Below are 16102 nucleotides of genomic sequence, written 5' to 3'. Positions count from 1 at the left end.
CGCCGTGCGTCCCCCAGGGCTCGTCCCGCCCCCGCCCGTGCTGCCCCCGGTGCGAGCCCGGGGCGCCAGGGGGCGCACAACCGTGATCATGGCGTGACGCAGTTCACTACTAATGAGTAGCCAAAGTCGCGTCATCCCCGGCGCCCACCCCGCTCTCCCCGTGTGCAGGTCGATGTTCACCACACACGGAACGAAAGTTGGAGGCCGGGCGATGACTGCCTCGGGGGTCAAGACAGCGGTGGAGTGGCTGGCGTCGGTGGCGCCGAATCCGGATGCCTGCCGATGGGAGTGGGAGCGCAACCCGCTCGGGATCGCGCTGTTGCCGGCGGGACACCGGTGGGACGTGTTGATCCTGCCGGCCGAACTCGGCTATCCCACCTTGGATGTCCTCCAGCGATTGGTCAGTCGGCCCGGACCGGTCCTCGCTGACTTCGGCGACGCCCGGATGGGCTTCTTCGTCCCCGCGGGCACGGCCGGCCGCTGGCTGGGTACGGGCATTCGCAGTGCAGGTCAGGGCACCTGGATCGTGGTGCCCTACCCCGGTCGGGCGAGCAGTGGGGGCACGCGGTGGCTGATCGCTCCGGACGGTTCGGGGCACCTCAACGACCCCCTGCTGTTGGAGTTGGCCATGCACGAGGCGGCGGCCGTGCTGGCCCGTCACAAGGGGGAGTGAGGGGCCCGGTGTCTGTGAGAACCCTTGACAACCTTATTGGTCTGGACCAAATTGACGGCGACTTGACCTCCCAACCCCCCATGTACCGGAGGTAGTTGTGAAGCGCACCAGACTCACGGCCGCTCTGACCGCGGCCGTGCTCGCTCTCGGTGGACTCGTCGCCACCGCGACCACCGCGCAAGCGGCCGATCAGGAACTCGCCGTCAACGGCGGCTTCGAGGCAGGGCTCACCGGGTGGAGTTGTTCCGCGGGCAGCGGCGCAGCCGTGACCACCCCGGTCCACGGTGGCACCTCAGCCCTGAAGGCCACCCCCTCGGGCGGCGACAACGCGAAGTGCACCCAGACGGTCACCGTCAAACCGAACTCCGCCTACACCGTGAGCGGGTGGGTGCAGGGCGGCTACGTCTATCTGGGCGTATCGGGCACCGGCACCACGGACGCCTACAACTGGACCCCCTCGGCCAGCAGTTGGCAGAAGCTGTCCACGACCTTCCGCACCGGCGCCTCGACCACCTCGGTCACCCTCTACACCCACGGCTGGTACGGCACGGCCGCCTACTACGCCGATGACCTCTCGCTCTTCGGGCCCGGTGGCGCGCCGATCGAGATCCCGGCGACCCCGACGGGGCTCACCGCGGGCTCACCCGGCTCCACCTCGGTCCCGCTGAACTGGAGCGCCGTGCCCGGGGCCACCGGCTACAAGGTCTACCAGGGCACCCGCGTCATCCCGGTGACCGGCACCTCCACCGTGGTGACCGGCCTGACGGCCTCCACCTCGTACAGTTTCCAGGTCTCGGCCACCAACAGCGCCGGCGAGTCGGCCAAGTCGGCGGCGGTGACCGCCGAGACCACCAGCGGCGGTAATCCCGGCACCGCACTACCCCCCCACGCGCTGGTGGGCTATCTGCACTCCAGCTTCGCCAACGGCTCCGGCTACACGCGGATGGCGGACGTGCCCGACTCCTGGGACGTCATCAACCTGGCCTTCGGCGAACCGACCTCGGTGACCTCGGGTGACATCCGGTTCAGCCTCTGCCCGGTGACCGAGTGCCCGAACGTGGAGTCGGTCGCCGAGTTCAAGGCCGCGATCCAGGCCAAGCAGGCGGCGGGCAAGAAGGTGCTGATCTCCATCGGCGGCCAGAACGGTCAGGTCCAACTCTCCTCCACCGGGGCGCGGGACGCGTTCGTCACCTCCGTATCGAAGATCATCGACGAGTACGGCCTCGACGGGCTCGACATCGACTTCGAAGGGCACTCGCTGTCGCTGAACACCGGCGACACGGACTTCCGCTCCCCGACCACTCCCGTGGTGACCAATCTGATCCAGGCGGTCAAGACGCTCAAGGCGAAGTACGGTGCCAAGTTCATCCTGACGATGGCTCCGGAGACCTTCTTCGTCCAGCTGGGCTACCAGTTCTACGGCTCGGGCCCCTGGGGCGGCCAGGACCCGCGGGCGGGCTCGTACCTTCCGGTGATCCATGCGCTGCGCGACGACCTCACCCTGCTGCACGTCCAGCACTACAACTCGGGTCCGATCATGGGCCTCGACAACCAGTACCACACCATGGGCAACGCCGACTTCCACATCGCCATGGCCGACATGATGCTCACCGGCTTCCCGGTGGCCGGCAACCAGTCGCGGATCTTCCCGCCGCTGCGGGCCGACCAGATCGCCATCGGCATGCCGGCGTCCACCCAGGCGGGCAACGGCCACACGGCGCCCGCCGATGTGAACAAGACGCTCGACTGCCTCACCAAGAAGACCAACTGCGGTTCCTACCAGACCCATGGCACCTGGCCGGCCCTGCGCGGGCTGATGACCTGGTCGATCAACTGGGACCGCTACAACCAGTGGCAGTTCAGCCGGAACTTCGACGCCTACACCTGGTAACCACCACCAGCAGCGCGCCGCACAGGGCCCAACTGCCGATCACGTCCAGCGGCCAGTGATAGCCCCTTAGCACCAGACCGATGCCCGTCGCCAGGGTGAGCACCAGGGCGACGGGCATCGCCCATGGTCGGCGGAGGAGGGGGGACAGGAGAAGGGCCGCGCCGCCGTACGCGACCAGGGCGGTCGCCGCATGTCCTGAGGGGTAGTAGCCGGTGGCGTCGGTCAGCGGTCCGGGGCGGTCCAGGAGCGCCTTCAGCGGTACGACGAGGGCGGGAACCGCCGCCATGGCGAGGACGACGCCAACCGCCTCCCGCCACCGCCGCAGGCCCTCGCGCCAGTACGCGTACGCCAGTGAGGCACCCAGCACGGGCAGCGCCACCGCGAGATTGCCGAGGTCGGCGAGGAGTTCGGTGAAGGCGGGCGGACCGTGGCCCACGATCCGTGACGAGATGCGCTCGTCCAGGGCGCGCAGGGGGCCGTCGACCGCCACCTGCCAGGTCACCACCGCGAACGTCAGCAGGGTGAGCGCCAGCAACAGAAAAGCCGGCCGCCTCGGAACAGGGGGGGTAGTTCCGAGGCAGCCGGTCTGATCGGACCGCCGCGCGCCCCGGGGGGTTTGGGGCGAGCGGACATCCGATCGGTGAGGAGTTCCGGAGCTTGAGGCTCCGGTGGTGTGCGCGAAGGCACGGCCCGTGCGGTGCTGGGGAGGCTCCGCATCGGACTCGCCCGCAGTCCCCTGCGGGCGGGGTGTTTCTCTCATCTGCAGAAACCGTACGGCAGTGACAGGGGGGACCGACAGCCACATCTCCATGCCGCCATCGGGCCCCCACATCTTCTTCACAGGGTCCGACCGTTCCGCCTGGTCAGCCCAGCATTGTTACCGGCGGTCACCGCCGGGGTGAGCCGTCCGTGCGTCCGACAGGCCGGACCGGCACTGGTCGGCACTCGTCGGCGCCGGTCCGGGCTGTGAGCCCCGTGAGGCCCGTGCGATCCCCTCGGAGCCCTGAGAACAGAACCCTGAGAACAGAGCCCTCAGATACAGAGCTCTCAGATACGGGTGAAAGCCTGCTCGATGATGTCCAGGCCCTCGTTCAACAGGTCCTCGCCGATCACCAGCGGCGGCAGGAAGCGCAGTACATTGCCGTACGTACCGCAGGTCAGCACCAGCAGACCCTCGGCGTGGCACGCCTTGGAGAGCGCGGTGGCAGCCGCCGCGTGCGGCTCCTTGGTCTCCCGGTCCTGGACCAGCTCGATCGCGATCATCGCGCCACGGCCGCGGATCTCGCCGATGATGTCGAACTTCTCCTGCATCGCGGTGAGACGGCCCTTCATGACCTCCTCGATGCGCCGAGCCTTGCCGTTGAGGTCCAGCTCCTTCATGGTCTCGATCGACCCGAGCGCACCGGCACAGGCCACCGGGTTGCCACCGTAGGTGCCGCCGAGGCCACCGGCGTGGGCCGCGTCCATGATCTCGGCGCGGCCGGTCACGGCGGCCAGCGGCAGACCGCCCGCGATGCCCTTGGCGGTGGTGATCAGGTCCGGGACGATGCCCTCGTCCTCGCACGCGAACCACTGGCCGGTGCGGCAGAAGCCCGACTGGATCTCATCGGCGACGAAGACGATCCCGTTCTCCTTGGCGAACTCGGCGATCGCCGGCAGGAAGCCCTTGGCCGGCTCGATGAACCCGCCTTCGCCCAGCACGGGCTCGATGATGATCGCCGCGACGTTCTCCGCGCCGATCTGCTTGCTGATCTGGTCGATGGCCTGCGCGGATGCCTCGGCGCCTGCGTTCTCGGCACCGGTGGGCCAGCGGTAGCCGTACGCGACCGGCACCCGGTAGACCTCGGGGGCGAACGGCCCGAAGCCCTGCTTGTACGGCATGTTCTTCGCGGTCAGCGCCATCGTCAGATTGGTGCGGCCGTGGTAGCCGTGGTCGAAGACGACGACGGCCTGCCGCTTGGTGTAGCTGCGGGCGATCTTGACCGCGTTCTCGACGGCTTCGGCACCGGAGTTGAACAGCGCGGACTTCTTGGCGTGGTCACCGGGGGTGAGCTCGGCCAGCGCCTCGGCCACGGCCACGTAGCCCTCGTACGGGGTGACCATGAAACAGGTGTGGGTGAAGTCCGCGAGCTGGGCCGATGCACGGCGTACGACGGCCTCGGCGCTGGCGCCGACGCTCGTGACGGCGATGCCGGAACCGAAGTCGATCAGACGGTTGCCGTCGACGTCCTCGATGATGCCGCCTCCCGCACGAGCGGTGAAGACGGGCAGCACCGAACCCACGCCACCGGCGACCACTGCGGTACGGCGAGCCTGGAGCTCCACCGACTTGGGTCCGGGAATGGCGGTGACGATGCGGCGCTCCTGCGGGATCGCGGTCATAGGGGCTCCTGGGGGTGCTGTGGACGCTTCAGTTCTTCCCCGCAGGCTAGGGGTGGGCCGGGGCAGGGGGCATGTGCCGTTCGGGAGTGTTGGGGGCGAGTCCTTGTCCGCACCGGACATACCGCACCGTCCGGGTCCCCGACGTGAACGGTGCGGCGTCCGTACGTCACCGCCCCGGCGCCGACGGACGGGTCTCCGTGCGGTACGCCGGACGGCCCGGGCCATCCGGTCGGCAGGCTTCCGGCCAGGGCGACCCACCCGGGCGAAGCCGCCCCCGCCATGGGGCCCACCACCGGCCGCCTCACCACGGGCCCATCACCGGCCGCCTCACCACCGGTACCCGCATGAGCCGCGCCGACAACCGGCCCGATCGCCCTCCGCCGGGGTGAATCGGTGAACTCCCCGCGCCTGGGCACTAGATTGACCGTGCACAGAGCGGGCCTGGCTGGTCAGGGGGCAGCAGTTCATGGATTCCGAAGGCACATTCGATGCGCGCGGCACGGAGCGCGGTCCTGCGCCGGGTTCCGGGCCGCCGCCGCACCCGCCTTCCGTACCCCGACCCGGTGGGCCACCGAGCTTCCCGCCCACCCCGGGCATCCCCGCCGTCCCCAGCCATGCGCCCGGCAGGCGCCAGGCCGTCACCGAGTGGCTGCGCACCCCCCGACCCGAGGCCGACCCCGGCGTCTGGCGACTCGGTCACCGCGCCCGCCCCGACGAGGAACCGGACGAAGTACCCGCGCGACGCCTGTTCGCCGGCGCGCTCATCGCCCTGCTCACCGGCTGGCTGCTCTGGTCCCTGCTGTGGAACGGCTACCTCGGCCGGTACTGGATCTGGCCCCTGCTCGTCCTCACCCCCGACTCCTGGCGTGCCGACCCGCCCCTGTGGGCCACCGCCAGCTACACGTACTACGCGCTCGTCGGCGGCGGGCTGCTGGTGTTCTTCGCCCGCCTCGGCCATGTGCCGGAGATATGGCGCCGCTACACCCGCCGCGCCGACAAGCCCCGTACGACACCACCACCGGTCGGACCGGACCCCACCCAGTGGCCCGAACTGCGCACCGCCGGGCTCATCGACGCCGCGGAGACCCTCACCGAGGCCGGCCGGGCCGGTGCGCTCGGCGATGTGGACTACGCCCGCATCCGCCGCGCGTGGCAGGGCGTCCAGGCCCGCCCCGAACTGCTCCCCGCCTTCACCGACACCGTGCGGCGACAGGGGGCTGCGTCCTGCGCCCATCCCTCCGGGCTGCGGGACCTGCCCGTGCGCACCGCCACCCATGACCTCGTCACCGCACAGGTGCGGATCGGCACCGCCGCCGACGACCGCCGCAACCCTTACGCGCGGCGCACCACCGGTGTGGCACTCGACCCGTCGCTGCTCGGCACCTCACTCCTCGCCGTCGGCCCGTCCGGCTGCGGCAAGAGCGTGCGGCTCATCCGCCCGGTCGTCGAATCCCTCGGACTGCTGGCCCTCGCCAACCGCGCCGCCGTGGTCGCCGTCACCGCCCAGGGCGCCCAGCTCGCCCCTGATGACGCCTTCGACCTGGTCATCGCCGTCGGACGCAGCGACTCCCGGCACGACCTGGACCTCTACGGAGGCTCCAGCGATCCCGACGAAGCCGCCCGGATGCTCGCCGAAGCCCTGGTCGGCGACCTCGCCGCGACCCTGCCCGGCACCGACGGCCGCCGCGCCGCCACCGCACTGGCCCAGCTGATCGGCCCGTACCAGTCCGTCCACGGCCACTTCCCGGCCGTTCCCGAACTGAGGGAACTCCTCAGCGGCGCCCCCGCCGCGCTCGACGCCCTGCGCCAGGCGCTCCAGGCCCAGGGCGGCACCGCGGCGGCAGCGCAACTGCGCGAGCTGGACGCCCGCGAGCGCCAGTCCGCCCGCGGCGGCGACGACATCGGAGTGCTCCTCGCCGAACGAATCGCCTTCCTGGACCGACCCGCCTTCGCCGCCTCCTTCCGCACCGACGGAGGCGGCCGACAGTTCTCCTTGCAGGCCATCGAGCACCCGTTGCGGGTCCGCGTCGACCTGCCGGAACGCGGCCACGCCGAGGCGTCCCGGATCATCGCGCGGCTGCTGCTCGCCCAGTTCACCGAAGCAGCGCTCAGCCGTTCGGACCGCTCGCTCTTCGCCGCGCTCGTCCTCGACGACGCGACCTACACGGTGACCGCCGACTCCGTACGGGCCATCCAGCGGCTGCGCTCCGCCCACGCCGGGGTGGTCCTGACCCTGCGCACCCTGGAGGACGTACCCGATCCGCTGCGCGGGCCCCTGCTGGGCGCGGTGGGCTGTCGGATGGCCTTCGCGGGACTCGCCCCGTGGGACGGCGGTCGGTTCGCGGAGACCTGGGGCACCGAGTGGGTGCAGACCCGCGATGTCACCAACCGCCAGATCATCTCCGACGAGCCCCTCACCAAGGCCATGCACGCCATGCGCCGACTGGTCACCGGCAAGGCGACCACGGCCGAGGCGATCACCGTACGAGAGGTGGAACGGGCCCGCTGGTCGGCGTCCGACCTCGCCCACGCGGTGCCCGCAGGACACGCGGTGCTCTCCCTGACGAACGTGAACGGCGAGCACACCCCGCCCCTGCTGGTGGATCTCCGTACATAGCGGTCCTTTCCCGTGCTGGTCTCCCTGACCGCCCTGAACCACTACGAGCTGGCAGAATCGAGGTAATCAGTTCATACGGCGCGGCGAAATCCCCGGATGTCCCCGGCCGGCCCGTGAACAGTCCTGACGAACCAGTTCTGAAGGTGCCATGCCGCCCACGCTCGCCTCCCTCGTCCAACACTCGGCGCTCAAACTCACCGTGCGCGCCGGCGAGGAGCGGCTCGACACCCCCGTCCGGTGGGCACACGTGAGCGAACTGGCCGATCCGGTCCCCTACCTCGACGGCGGCGAACTCCTCCTCGTCACCGCCATGACCCTGGACGCCCAGGACCCCGACACCATGCGCCGCTATGTGCGCAGGCTGGACGCAGCGGGCGTCGTCGGCCTCGGCTTCGCCATCGGCGTGTTCTACGACGACATCCCCGACGCCCTCCTCGACGCGGCCAGGGACGAGGGCTTCCCCCTGCTGGCCGTACCGCGCCGCACCCCGTTCCTGGCGATCAGCAAAGCCGTCTCGGCCGCCATCGCGGCCGACCAGTACCGGGCGGTGACCGCCGGGTTCGAGGTCCAGCGGGAGCTGACCCGGGCCGCGCTCGCCGACGGACCGAACGCGGTCGTCGCCCGCCTCGCCGCCCATGTGAACGGCTGGGCCGCCCTCTACGACGCCTCGGGCGCCGTGGTCGCCGCCTCCCCCGAGTGGGCGGTGCGCAGGGCAGGCCGGCTCACCGCCGACGTGGAACGGCTGCGCGAACGCTCCGCACCGGCCAGCACCATCGCCGCCGACACCGGCGACGACCGGGTCGAACTCCAGTCCCTGGGCACCGGCCGCCGGGTCCGCGGCGCCCTCGCCGTCGGCACCGCAGCCGCCCTCGGCACCGCCGAACGCTATGCGGTGCACTCCGCCATCGCGCTCCTCACCCTCTCCACCGAACGCTCCCGCTCGCTCCAGCACGCGGAACAACGCCTGGGGGCCGCCGTCCTGCGCATGCTGCTCTCCGGCGAACCCGACCACGCCCGCGCGGTCGCATCGGACCTCTACGGCACCCTGCTGGACGCCCCCTTCCGGCTACTGCTCGCCGAAGCCCCCTCCCCGGGCGACGATGCCGAGCCGCCGCTGCCTGCGCTCGCCGAGGCACTGGACGCGGCGGCCTCCCGCGCGGGCGAGACGATCATCACCGTGCCCGACAACGACAGCCGCCTCGTGGTGCTCGCCGCCGACGGGGGAGCGGTCGTCGCCGACTGCATCGCCCGGTACTCCGCCCAGGACGCCGACGACGCCGGAGTCGTCATCGGCCTCTCGGCGCCCACCGGTCCCATCGCCGCAGCCGGAGCGTACAAACAGTCGGAGCAGGCACTCTCCGTCGCCCGCAGACGCGGCCGGGCGCTCGTCGAACACGAGGACCTGGCGGCGGGCTCCATCGTCCCGCTGCTGGCCGACGACGCCGTACGCGCCTTCGCCGACGGCACGCTGCGCCCCCTGTACGCGCATGACGCCACCGGCCGCGGCGACCTCGTGGCGTCCTTGCGGGCCTGGCTCTCACGCCACGGACAGTGGGACGCGGCGGCAGCCGACCTCGGTGTCCACCGCCACACCCTGCGGTACCGGATGCGCCGGGTCGAAGAGATCCTGGGCCGTTCACTGGATGACCCGGACGTCCGGATGGAGCTCTGGCTCGCGCTCAAGACCACCGCAGGCCCGACCGGCGACTAGACACCGCAGAAGATCCTTCCGTCCGCCTGCCCGAAGTCGGACAAAAGTATTGGCAGCCGGGGGCGGCACTCCCTAAAGTCGCGTCGACGCAGCGGAGGGGAGTGGCCCGGACCGCCGTCCGGGGACCCCAGAAGGACTGATGAGAGACCTCCCTACCGCCGGCACGCCTTCGGACGGACCCACCGAGTCCCTTCGGTCCGCCCCACCCGCCGAATCGTTCCTGCCCGCGGCTCCGATCGGACCTGTCGAAGCCCCCGCCCCACCGGTGACCGAGCCGCCCGGACGGCGACGCATATCCGGCGCGGTCTGGGCCGCGCTCGCCATCGTCTACGTCGTCTGGGGCTCCACCTACCTCGGCATCGCCGTGGTCGTCGAGACCATGCCGGCCTTCCTCTCGGCCGGCGGACGCTTCGTCCTCGCCGGTCTGATCCTCGCCGCCCTGGTGGCCTGGCGACAGGGCCCCGCCGCGCTCAGGCTCACCCGCGCCCAACTCGGCTCCGTCACCCTCCTCGGGCTGATGCTGCTCCTCGGCGGCAACGGCCTCGTGGTCCTGGCCGAGACCGCCATCCCCTCGGGACTGGCCGCGCTGCTGGTCGCCGTCGTACCCGCCTGGGTGGTGGTGCTGCGCCGCTGCTCCGGCGAACGCCCCGGCCTCGGCGCCTACGGCGGGGTGCTGTTCGGACTGGTGGGCCTGGTGGTGCTGACCATGCCCGGACTCAGCGGAGACATCCGACTCTGGGGCGTCGTCGCCGTCCTGGGTGCCACGATCAGCTGGTCCGTGGGCTCCTTCGCCTCGGCCCGCATCCCCATGCCGGCGAACCCGTTCGCGGCGAGCGCGTACGAGATGATCGCGGGCGGCATCGGCTGCGCCCTGGTCGGCTTCGGCCGCGGCGAGCACCGGGGCTTCGCCTTCGACGACGTCTCCACCAGCTCGTGGATCGCCCTGGGCTATCTGGTCGTCTTCGGCTCGCTGGTCGCCTTCACCGCCTACGCCTGGCTGCTGCACAGCGCACCCCTGTCGCTGGTGGCCACCTATGCGTACGTCAATCCCGTGGTGGCCGTGCTGCTGGGCGCCGTCTTCCTCCAGGAGGAGCTGACCTGGTCGATCGCGGTGGGCGGGGCCGTCGTCGTCGCAGGCGTCTGCCTGATCGTGACCACGGAGCGCCGCCGCTGAGCGGACCGCGCCGGGCGCCCCACGCCTGCGAACGCCACCCGGACCGGGCCGATGCACCAAAGCGGCAGGAAAGACGCCGTTGATCACTCCACCCCGTACAAACCAACAATCCGCCCTCCGGCCCTACCGTGGGGCGGGCACCGCCCGACAGTCACACTCACCTCACCTCGGAAGGGCCGGGACATGACCTCCACCCACGCCTTCTGGCTCGCCGGCCGCGAGGCCACCGGCGAGACCTCCTTCGACGTCACCAACTCGTGGGACGGACGTCTCGTCGGCCGGGTCTCCGTGCCCACCGAGGCCCAGGTCGAAGAAGCCGTCGCCGCCGCCCACGCGGTACGTGACGAGTTCGCCGCCACACCGGCCCATGTGCGCGCCGCCGCACTCGACCACGTCGCCAAGCGCCTCGCCGAGCGCACCGAGGAGATCGCCCAGCTGATCTCCGCCGAGAACGGCAAGCCCATCAAGTGGGCCCGCGGCGAAGTCGGCCGTGCCGTGTCCGTCTTCCGCCTCGCCGCCGAGGAAGCCCGCCGCTTCAACGGCGGCCAGGCCCAGCGCCTCGACACCGACGCCGGTGGCACGGGCCGTCTCGCCCTGACCCGACGCATCCCCAAGGGCGTCGTCCTCGGCATCGCGCCCTTCAACTTCCCGTTGAACCTCAGCGCCCACAAGGTGGCCCCCGCCATCGCGGTCGGCGCCCCCATCATCCTCAAGCCCGCCCCGGCCACCCCGATCTCCTCGCTGGTCCTCGGTGAACTGCTCGCCGAGACCGAACTGCCGGTCGGATCCTGGTCGGTGCTGCCGGTCCCCAACGACCGGATGCCCGCCCTGGTCCAGGACGAGCGGCTGCCCGTGATCTCCTTCACCGGCTCCGGCCCCGTCGGCTACGCGATCATGGACTCCGTACCGCGCAAGCACTGCACGCTGGAACTCGGCGGCAACGGCGCCGCGGTCGTCCTCGACGACTGGACGTCCGAGCAGGACCTCGACTGGGCCGCCACCCGCATGGCCACCTTCTCCAACTACCAGGGCGGCCAGTCCTGCATCTCCGTGCAGCGCGTGATCGCCGACACCTCCGTCTACGACCGGCTGCTGCCCAAGCTCGTCGCCGCGGTCGAGGCCCAGGTCACCGGTGACCCGGCCGACGACGCGACGGACGTGGGCCCCCTGGTCAGCGAGGACGCGGCCAAGCGCGTGGAGTCCTGGGTGGACGAGGCGGTCCAGGCCGGTGCCAAGCTCCTCGCCGGCGGCAAGCGCGACGGTGCCACCTACGCCCCGACCGTCCTGGCCGAGGTCCCCCCGCACGTCACCATCGCCTGCGAGGAAGTCTTCGGCCCGGTGCTGACCGTCAGCAAGGTCGACGGCGAGGCCGAGGCGTTCGCCGCCGTCAACGACTCCCCGTACGGCCTCCAGGCGGGCGTCTTCACCCATGACGTCCAGACCGCCTTCCGCGCACACCGCGCACTGGAGGTCGGCGGCGTGATCATCGGCGACGTCCCCTCCTACCGCGCCGACCAGATGCCGTACGGCGGAGCCAAGCAGTCCGGCGTCGGCCGCGAGGGCGTCGCCTATGCGATGGATGACTACACCTACGAACGCGTACTGGTCCTGACGGGCCTCACGCTGTAGTTTTCCGCGCGTAACAACCAACGGCTGGAGCCCACTGTGCGGGGGCTCCAGCCGTTCTTTGCGTGCCGCCCACACTGTCGACGCCGGTCGGGTCGTTCTTGCGGTAGTGGGTCAGAGCGCTCCCCTCGCACTGGGCGAGGTCGTCCCGGGCCTGGTTCACATGGCGGGCGATCACGTCGAGCTGTCGGGATGCGTCGGCGATGGAAAGGGTGTCCACGGGCCCTCTGCGGACATACCCATCAAACTGTGCGGGGTCCATGCAGGTCACGGTGGCAGAGGGCGTGGCACGCCCACAAGATCGAACCGCGCAGATGAGCCGACCGAGGGGCAGGGGGCCTGTTCCGGGAACGACGGAATCGCTGGGCAGGGCTGCACATCCGGGCGCACGAGGTGCGCCCGGACTCAACTGGTGCCCCAACACGCCGTTCTTGGCGCTGCGAAGCCTCCGTTCGTGCTCTCTTCCAGCAATAGCCTGGGAGGACTCGCCCAAGGAGAGGACTCGTTCCCGCCATGTCTGAGCACAGCACGTCGAGATGGACCATCCACAACGAGGAACGAGTGAAGGTGCCCGCCACGGTCGAGGGCGTCCGCAGCGCACTGCCAGAGGACCAACGGCGGCGCTTTGACGAGGAACTGGGCGCGGCCACGGTGGAGAGCGTCGCCGATGTGCTGCGGCACTGGATTCTCAACCTCGCCTCTGGTCCGGAGGACGAGGAGGTCTTCGCCCGCTTGGAGGCCGAAGGGCGTGGGGCTGCATGAGTCGTTACGAGATCGCGTATGCGCCGGTGGCAGAAGCAACGCTGAAGCAGATGCCCTCACCCTCGGCAGCAGCGTTTCGGGCAGCCATAGGGCGCACGTTGGGCCGAGACCCCTACGGCCACGGATCGCGGGCTGTGAGCCGTGAGAGGGACCGGAGGGAAGCCACCGTCGCCGGGATCTTCATCCGGTACTACGTGGCACAGAGCGTTCTGCAAGTCACGGTGGTCCGCATGGTCCCTCCGCCCTGACACGGTTGGTGGTCTACTCCCCCCCAGAGTCAGGGAGCAGAGGCGAAGAAGATCGACAGCTTTACGAGGAGGCATCAGAACTGTGCGTGAGTGGCAATTCAATCTCATTCTGGATGCTCCGCTTACCGACGAGCATCGGGACACCTTGGACGGTCTCGACCGGTTCGCCGATGGGCGTATCGGGTTGGCGGAAGCACCGGGCTACTCCCGTTTCATGTGTCTCTTCCCTGCTGAATCTCTTACCGCCGCCATTGCCGAGGCCCTGAACCGCTTTGAGGACTTCCCCGGTGTGCTCGTGCGCGGTGTCGAACTGGATGAGCTGGCCCTTGACGCCAACGGCATGGTGACGGCCGCCGTCGTACCCGCGCCGCCGCCGCTTTCCGACACCATCTGAGAAGGGCGATCCAGGGCATCGGCCTGGAGGGTGTCACTAGGCCCGCCAGAAATGTAGTTGGCCGGGCCGTCCATGCTGTGGCCGACTATTGATCAGGGCGCTTCGCGAAGCCAGGTGTGGGCGCGTTCATCCAGGTCGAGTGCCGGGCGTACGGCGCGGTCCTTGACCTGGTTGACCGCGGATCGCATGGCGTGCACGGCTTTGAGCGTTCGAGTGGAGCGAATGCCGGTCATGGTGTCCAGCGCCTGGCCCCAGGTGGCGCAAGCCCTTTCGACCTGGCCTTGCTGGTACTGGGAGTGTCCTTCGGCCGCCGCGGAGAGCGCAGCAATCCTCTGGTGCTCCGTACCGCTGTATCGGCGGCGAGCGTTGGCGTGATGGCGCTCCGCACCGCGGAAGTCGCCGATGCTGTCCAGGATCTTCGCGGTTTGGCTGGCGACGTTGGCGGACGCCGCCCCCCACATGGAGGCCCAGCCGGTCATGCCCTCTGCGCCGGTCGACCCCGCGAGGGTGCGGGCGCGGTCTGCCTCGGCCAGGGATCGGCTGGCCTGGCCCACGCTGGCCAGGGCTCGGGCCCGGCAGATCACGAACAGCGACTCCGTCACCCGGTCGACCCTGCCCTGAGCCCGTTCCAGTGCGGCGTCGGCCAACCCGAGTACGTGTTCGTGCCGCCCGTTGTCCATGCCGTGATAGGCGAGGATGCGGAGTGTGAACGCCTCGTGGGCGGTGTTCCCGGCGTCCTTTGTGAGGGCGTACGCCTGCAAGTAGTAGCGCTGGGCAAGCCCCATTTCCCCCGCGTCATACGCCTTCCAGCCACAGAGGTAGGCGAGGGACGCGGCGGAGGTCAGCATGTCGTTGCGTTGCTCGATGGTGCGGAACTGAGCTTGGCACAGCCCGAGGACGTCGGTCCGGAGGTACTGCACGACAGCGCTGCGACCGTGTTGGCCACCATGGCGTTCGTCGATGGCGGTGAACATCGCCACCATGTCGCGGACGGCGCGGACTTCACTGGAACCGGCGATGCCGCCGTTCAATGCTCTGCGGGTGCGGGCATGGGCTTCACCGGCGTTGCCGAGTGGCAGGGCGGCGGCTGCGACGGAGTAGGCGGACCCGGTGAGGAAGGTTCGGCGTTCGATATCGGCACTCCCCAATTGCCCCAGCATTTCCACTGGATCGCCTTCAACGGTAAGCCCGACATCAGCCCGACCGGTATCGCCGGGCGTTGCCGAGAGGCCGATGTCGGCCAGGGAAATCGGTCGACCGAGCGTTCGGGACAGTGCCTCGCAGAGATAGCGGGCGGTCTGGGGGTTGGGCGGGGTGCCACCCAACCAGCAGGAAACGTTCGATTTGCCGGTGCGGATCGTGGTCCCGGATGCGGCGGCCACGGACCTCACGAGGCGGGCTAAATCCTCGTATCGCAGACCTGATTCATGAATGATGGCGCGGAGGCGGCTGTTGGGCGACCTGGTCATGGATCCCAACGCTAGACCAGCGCTCACCGAGTCGAACACGGGTGAACTCGTTGAACCACTCCACCTCTTGAGTCCTCTGGCTCCCGCTCCGGGCCCACCGGTTCACTTAACGACGTTGGGCAGCGAGCACACGCGGGACTCCTTCAACGGGCAGTTCCCCCGGTGGACGTGCAGGCGCTCGTCCCGACTCCTTGACGGTGACTGTTCCCAGACCGATGGAGATGCCTCATGTCACCCCCAACCAACAGTCAGCCCATGGCGGCGGGCTGTATCGGCGTCAGTCCACCCGAAGGTGCACCCCGCCTCGACGTGAACCTGCCACGTACCACCGGACCGGGCAGTCCCCTGACCCCCGAGGACAGACGGAGGCCGGGGCAGGTCCGTCGGGTCGGCTGGGCCCATGCGGCCCTCTGGGGATTCGGCGCCCGTGCGGACGCCGTCGGCCTGTGTCTCTCCGAATTGGTCACCAACGGGTTCGTTCACGGCGACGGTGATGTCGGGGTCCGGATGTGGCCCACGCAGACGCAGCTCTGCATCGAGGTGAGCAGCAGTGGCCCCGAGCGGGTGCCGCCCACACCGAGTGCGGTGGATCTCCTGGATGAGGGCGGCCGGGGGCTGCTGCTGGTGGCGGCCCATGCCGATGTCTGGGGGATCGCGGAGGATGGTCCGCTCACGCGTATGTGGTGTGCCTTCGGGAGCGGGGACGCCCGGTGACCGCCGCTTTCGGCACTCGCGCGGAGCGGACTCCCGGCCTCGGGCCATGCGTCTACTGGGCAGAGGCCATCGCCGAGTTCGACCGGCGCGGTGCCACCGAGCCCCGCAGGCTGGTGCTCGGGACCTTCGCGACTCCCTTTGCCGCCAGGGCTCTGCGCTGGTTCTGCGTACAGGCTGTCCGTATCGCCAACGGTTTGGACCCCGATCCCGATGTGCCGTGGTCCGCCGCGCTGATGTGCGCCATCCCCGATCCGTGCCCCTCCCCGGACCCCGTCGACGTACCGACCGTCCCGGCGTGCTGCCTTTCGACGGCTCCTGGCCGGAATGCCGTGCACGCTCACTGCGGCCGACCGGTCGGGCCGGTATGTGTTGGCGGCGTGGCCCGTGGTCCTTCCCCCGCGGATGGATGCACCTCACACCCGGGGTGCGGCGGCCCATGGT

13 protein-coding genes are annotated in these 16102 nt (G+C 70.1%); 10 read left to right on the top strand and 3 right to left on the bottom strand.

Annotated elements, in window-relative coordinates; all coding sequences use genetic code 11:
* Window positions 1-211: 211 nt before the first annotated feature.
* Both ACFXJL_RS00300 and ACFXJL_RS00295 read left to right on the top strand, forming a co-directional pair.
* On the top strand, window positions 212-673 hold the full coding sequence (locus ACFXJL_RS00300; RefSeq protein WP_358878673.1) for a hypothetical protein: 462 nt from the start codon (window positions 212-214) through the stop codon (window positions 671-673).
* A 97-nt stretch (window positions 674-770) separates the two neighbouring features.
* Window positions 771-2564: a glycoside hydrolase family 18 protein gene (locus ACFXJL_RS00295; RefSeq protein ID WP_358878672.1), complete on the top strand. Its 1794-nt coding sequence runs from the start codon at window positions 771-773 to the stop codon at window positions 2562-2564.
* Here ACFXJL_RS00295 and ACFXJL_RS00290 read toward each other — a convergent pair.
* On the bottom strand, window positions 2533-3099 hold the full coding sequence (locus ACFXJL_RS00290; RefSeq protein WP_384639822.1) for a phosphatase PAP2 family protein: 567 nt from the start codon (window positions 3097-3099) through the stop codon (window positions 2533-2535). The two genes, ACFXJL_RS00295 and ACFXJL_RS00290, sit on opposite strands and share 32 nt — an antisense overlap.
* A 512-nt stretch (window positions 3100-3611) precedes the next feature.
* Window positions 3612-4946, bottom strand: coding sequence for a 4-aminobutyrate--2-oxoglutarate transaminase (gene gabT, locus ACFXJL_RS00285; protein ID WP_384639819.1), 1335 nt, complete (start codon window positions 4944-4946; stop codon window positions 3612-3614).
* Window positions 4947-5412: 466 nt separating this feature from the next.
* On the opposite strand from gabT, the gene ACFXJL_RS00280 reads away from it, so the two are divergent.
* The 7 genes from ACFXJL_RS00280 to ACFXJL_RS00250 all read left to right on the top strand — a co-directional run bounded on the left by ACFXJL_RS00280 (window position 5413) and on the right by ACFXJL_RS00250 (window position 13478).
* Window positions 5413-7563 (top strand): ATP-binding protein, encoded by a 2151-nt coding sequence (locus ACFXJL_RS00280; protein ID WP_358878669.1) that lies wholly within the window; start codon window positions 5413-5415, stop codon window positions 7561-7563.
* A gap of 148 nt (window positions 7564-7711) precedes the next feature.
* Window positions 7712-9274: a PucR family transcriptional regulator gene (locus ACFXJL_RS00275; RefSeq protein WP_358878668.1), complete on the top strand. Its 1563-nt coding sequence runs from the start codon at window positions 7712-7714 to the stop codon at window positions 9272-9274.
* A 139-nt stretch (window positions 9275-9413) separates the two neighbouring features.
* Window positions 9414-10448: an EamA family transporter gene (locus tag ACFXJL_RS00270; protein WP_384639812.1), complete on the top strand. Its 1035-nt coding sequence runs from the start codon at window positions 9414-9416 to the stop codon at window positions 10446-10448.
* Window positions 10449-10631: 183 nt separating this feature from the next.
* On the top strand, window positions 10632-12077 hold the full coding sequence (locus ACFXJL_RS00265) for an aldehyde dehydrogenase family protein (RefSeq protein ID WP_384688022.1): 1446 nt from the start codon (window positions 10632-10634) through the stop codon (window positions 12075-12077).
* Window positions 12078-12587: 510 nt separating this feature from the next.
* Window positions 12588-12836 carry a hypothetical protein gene (locus ACFXJL_RS00260; RefSeq protein ID WP_358878664.1) on the top strand — a complete coding sequence of 83 codons (249 nt, stop codon included), beginning with the start codon at window positions 12588-12590 and terminating at the stop codon, window positions 12834-12836.
* Window positions 12833-13084 (top strand): hypothetical protein, encoded by a 252-nt coding sequence (locus tag ACFXJL_RS00255; RefSeq protein WP_358878663.1) that lies wholly within the window; start codon window positions 12833-12835, stop codon window positions 13082-13084. The genes ACFXJL_RS00260 and ACFXJL_RS00255 overlap by 4 nt, the downstream gene beginning before the upstream one ends.
* 82 nt (window positions 13085-13166) lie before the next feature.
* On the top strand, window positions 13167-13478 hold the full coding sequence (locus tag ACFXJL_RS00250) for a hypothetical protein (RefSeq protein WP_384639804.1): 312 nt from the start codon (window positions 13167-13169) through the stop codon (window positions 13476-13478).
* A 92-nt stretch (window positions 13479-13570) separates the two neighbouring features.
* Here ACFXJL_RS00250 and ACFXJL_RS00245 read toward each other — a convergent pair whose 3' ends face one another.
* Window positions 13571-14947, bottom strand: coding sequence for a hypothetical protein (locus ACFXJL_RS00245; RefSeq protein ID WP_384688019.1), 1377 nt, complete (start codon window positions 14945-14947; stop codon window positions 13571-13573).
* Window positions 14948-15256: 309 nt separating this feature from the next.
* Between ACFXJL_RS00245 and ACFXJL_RS00240 the strand changes: the two genes are divergently transcribed.
* Window positions 15257-15661, top strand: a complete 405-nt coding sequence (locus ACFXJL_RS00240; RefSeq protein WP_384688017.1) for an ATP-binding protein — start codon at window positions 15257-15259, stop codon at window positions 15659-15661.
* The last annotated feature ends 441 nt before the right edge of the window (window positions 15662-16102 follow it).

It is taken from the genome of Streptomyces sp. NPDC059256 (genome assembly GCF_042753785.1).
GTDB lineage: Bacteria > Actinomycetota > Actinomycetes > Streptomycetales > Streptomycetaceae > Streptomyces.
This window is presented reverse-complemented; position numbering and strand designations above follow the sequence as displayed.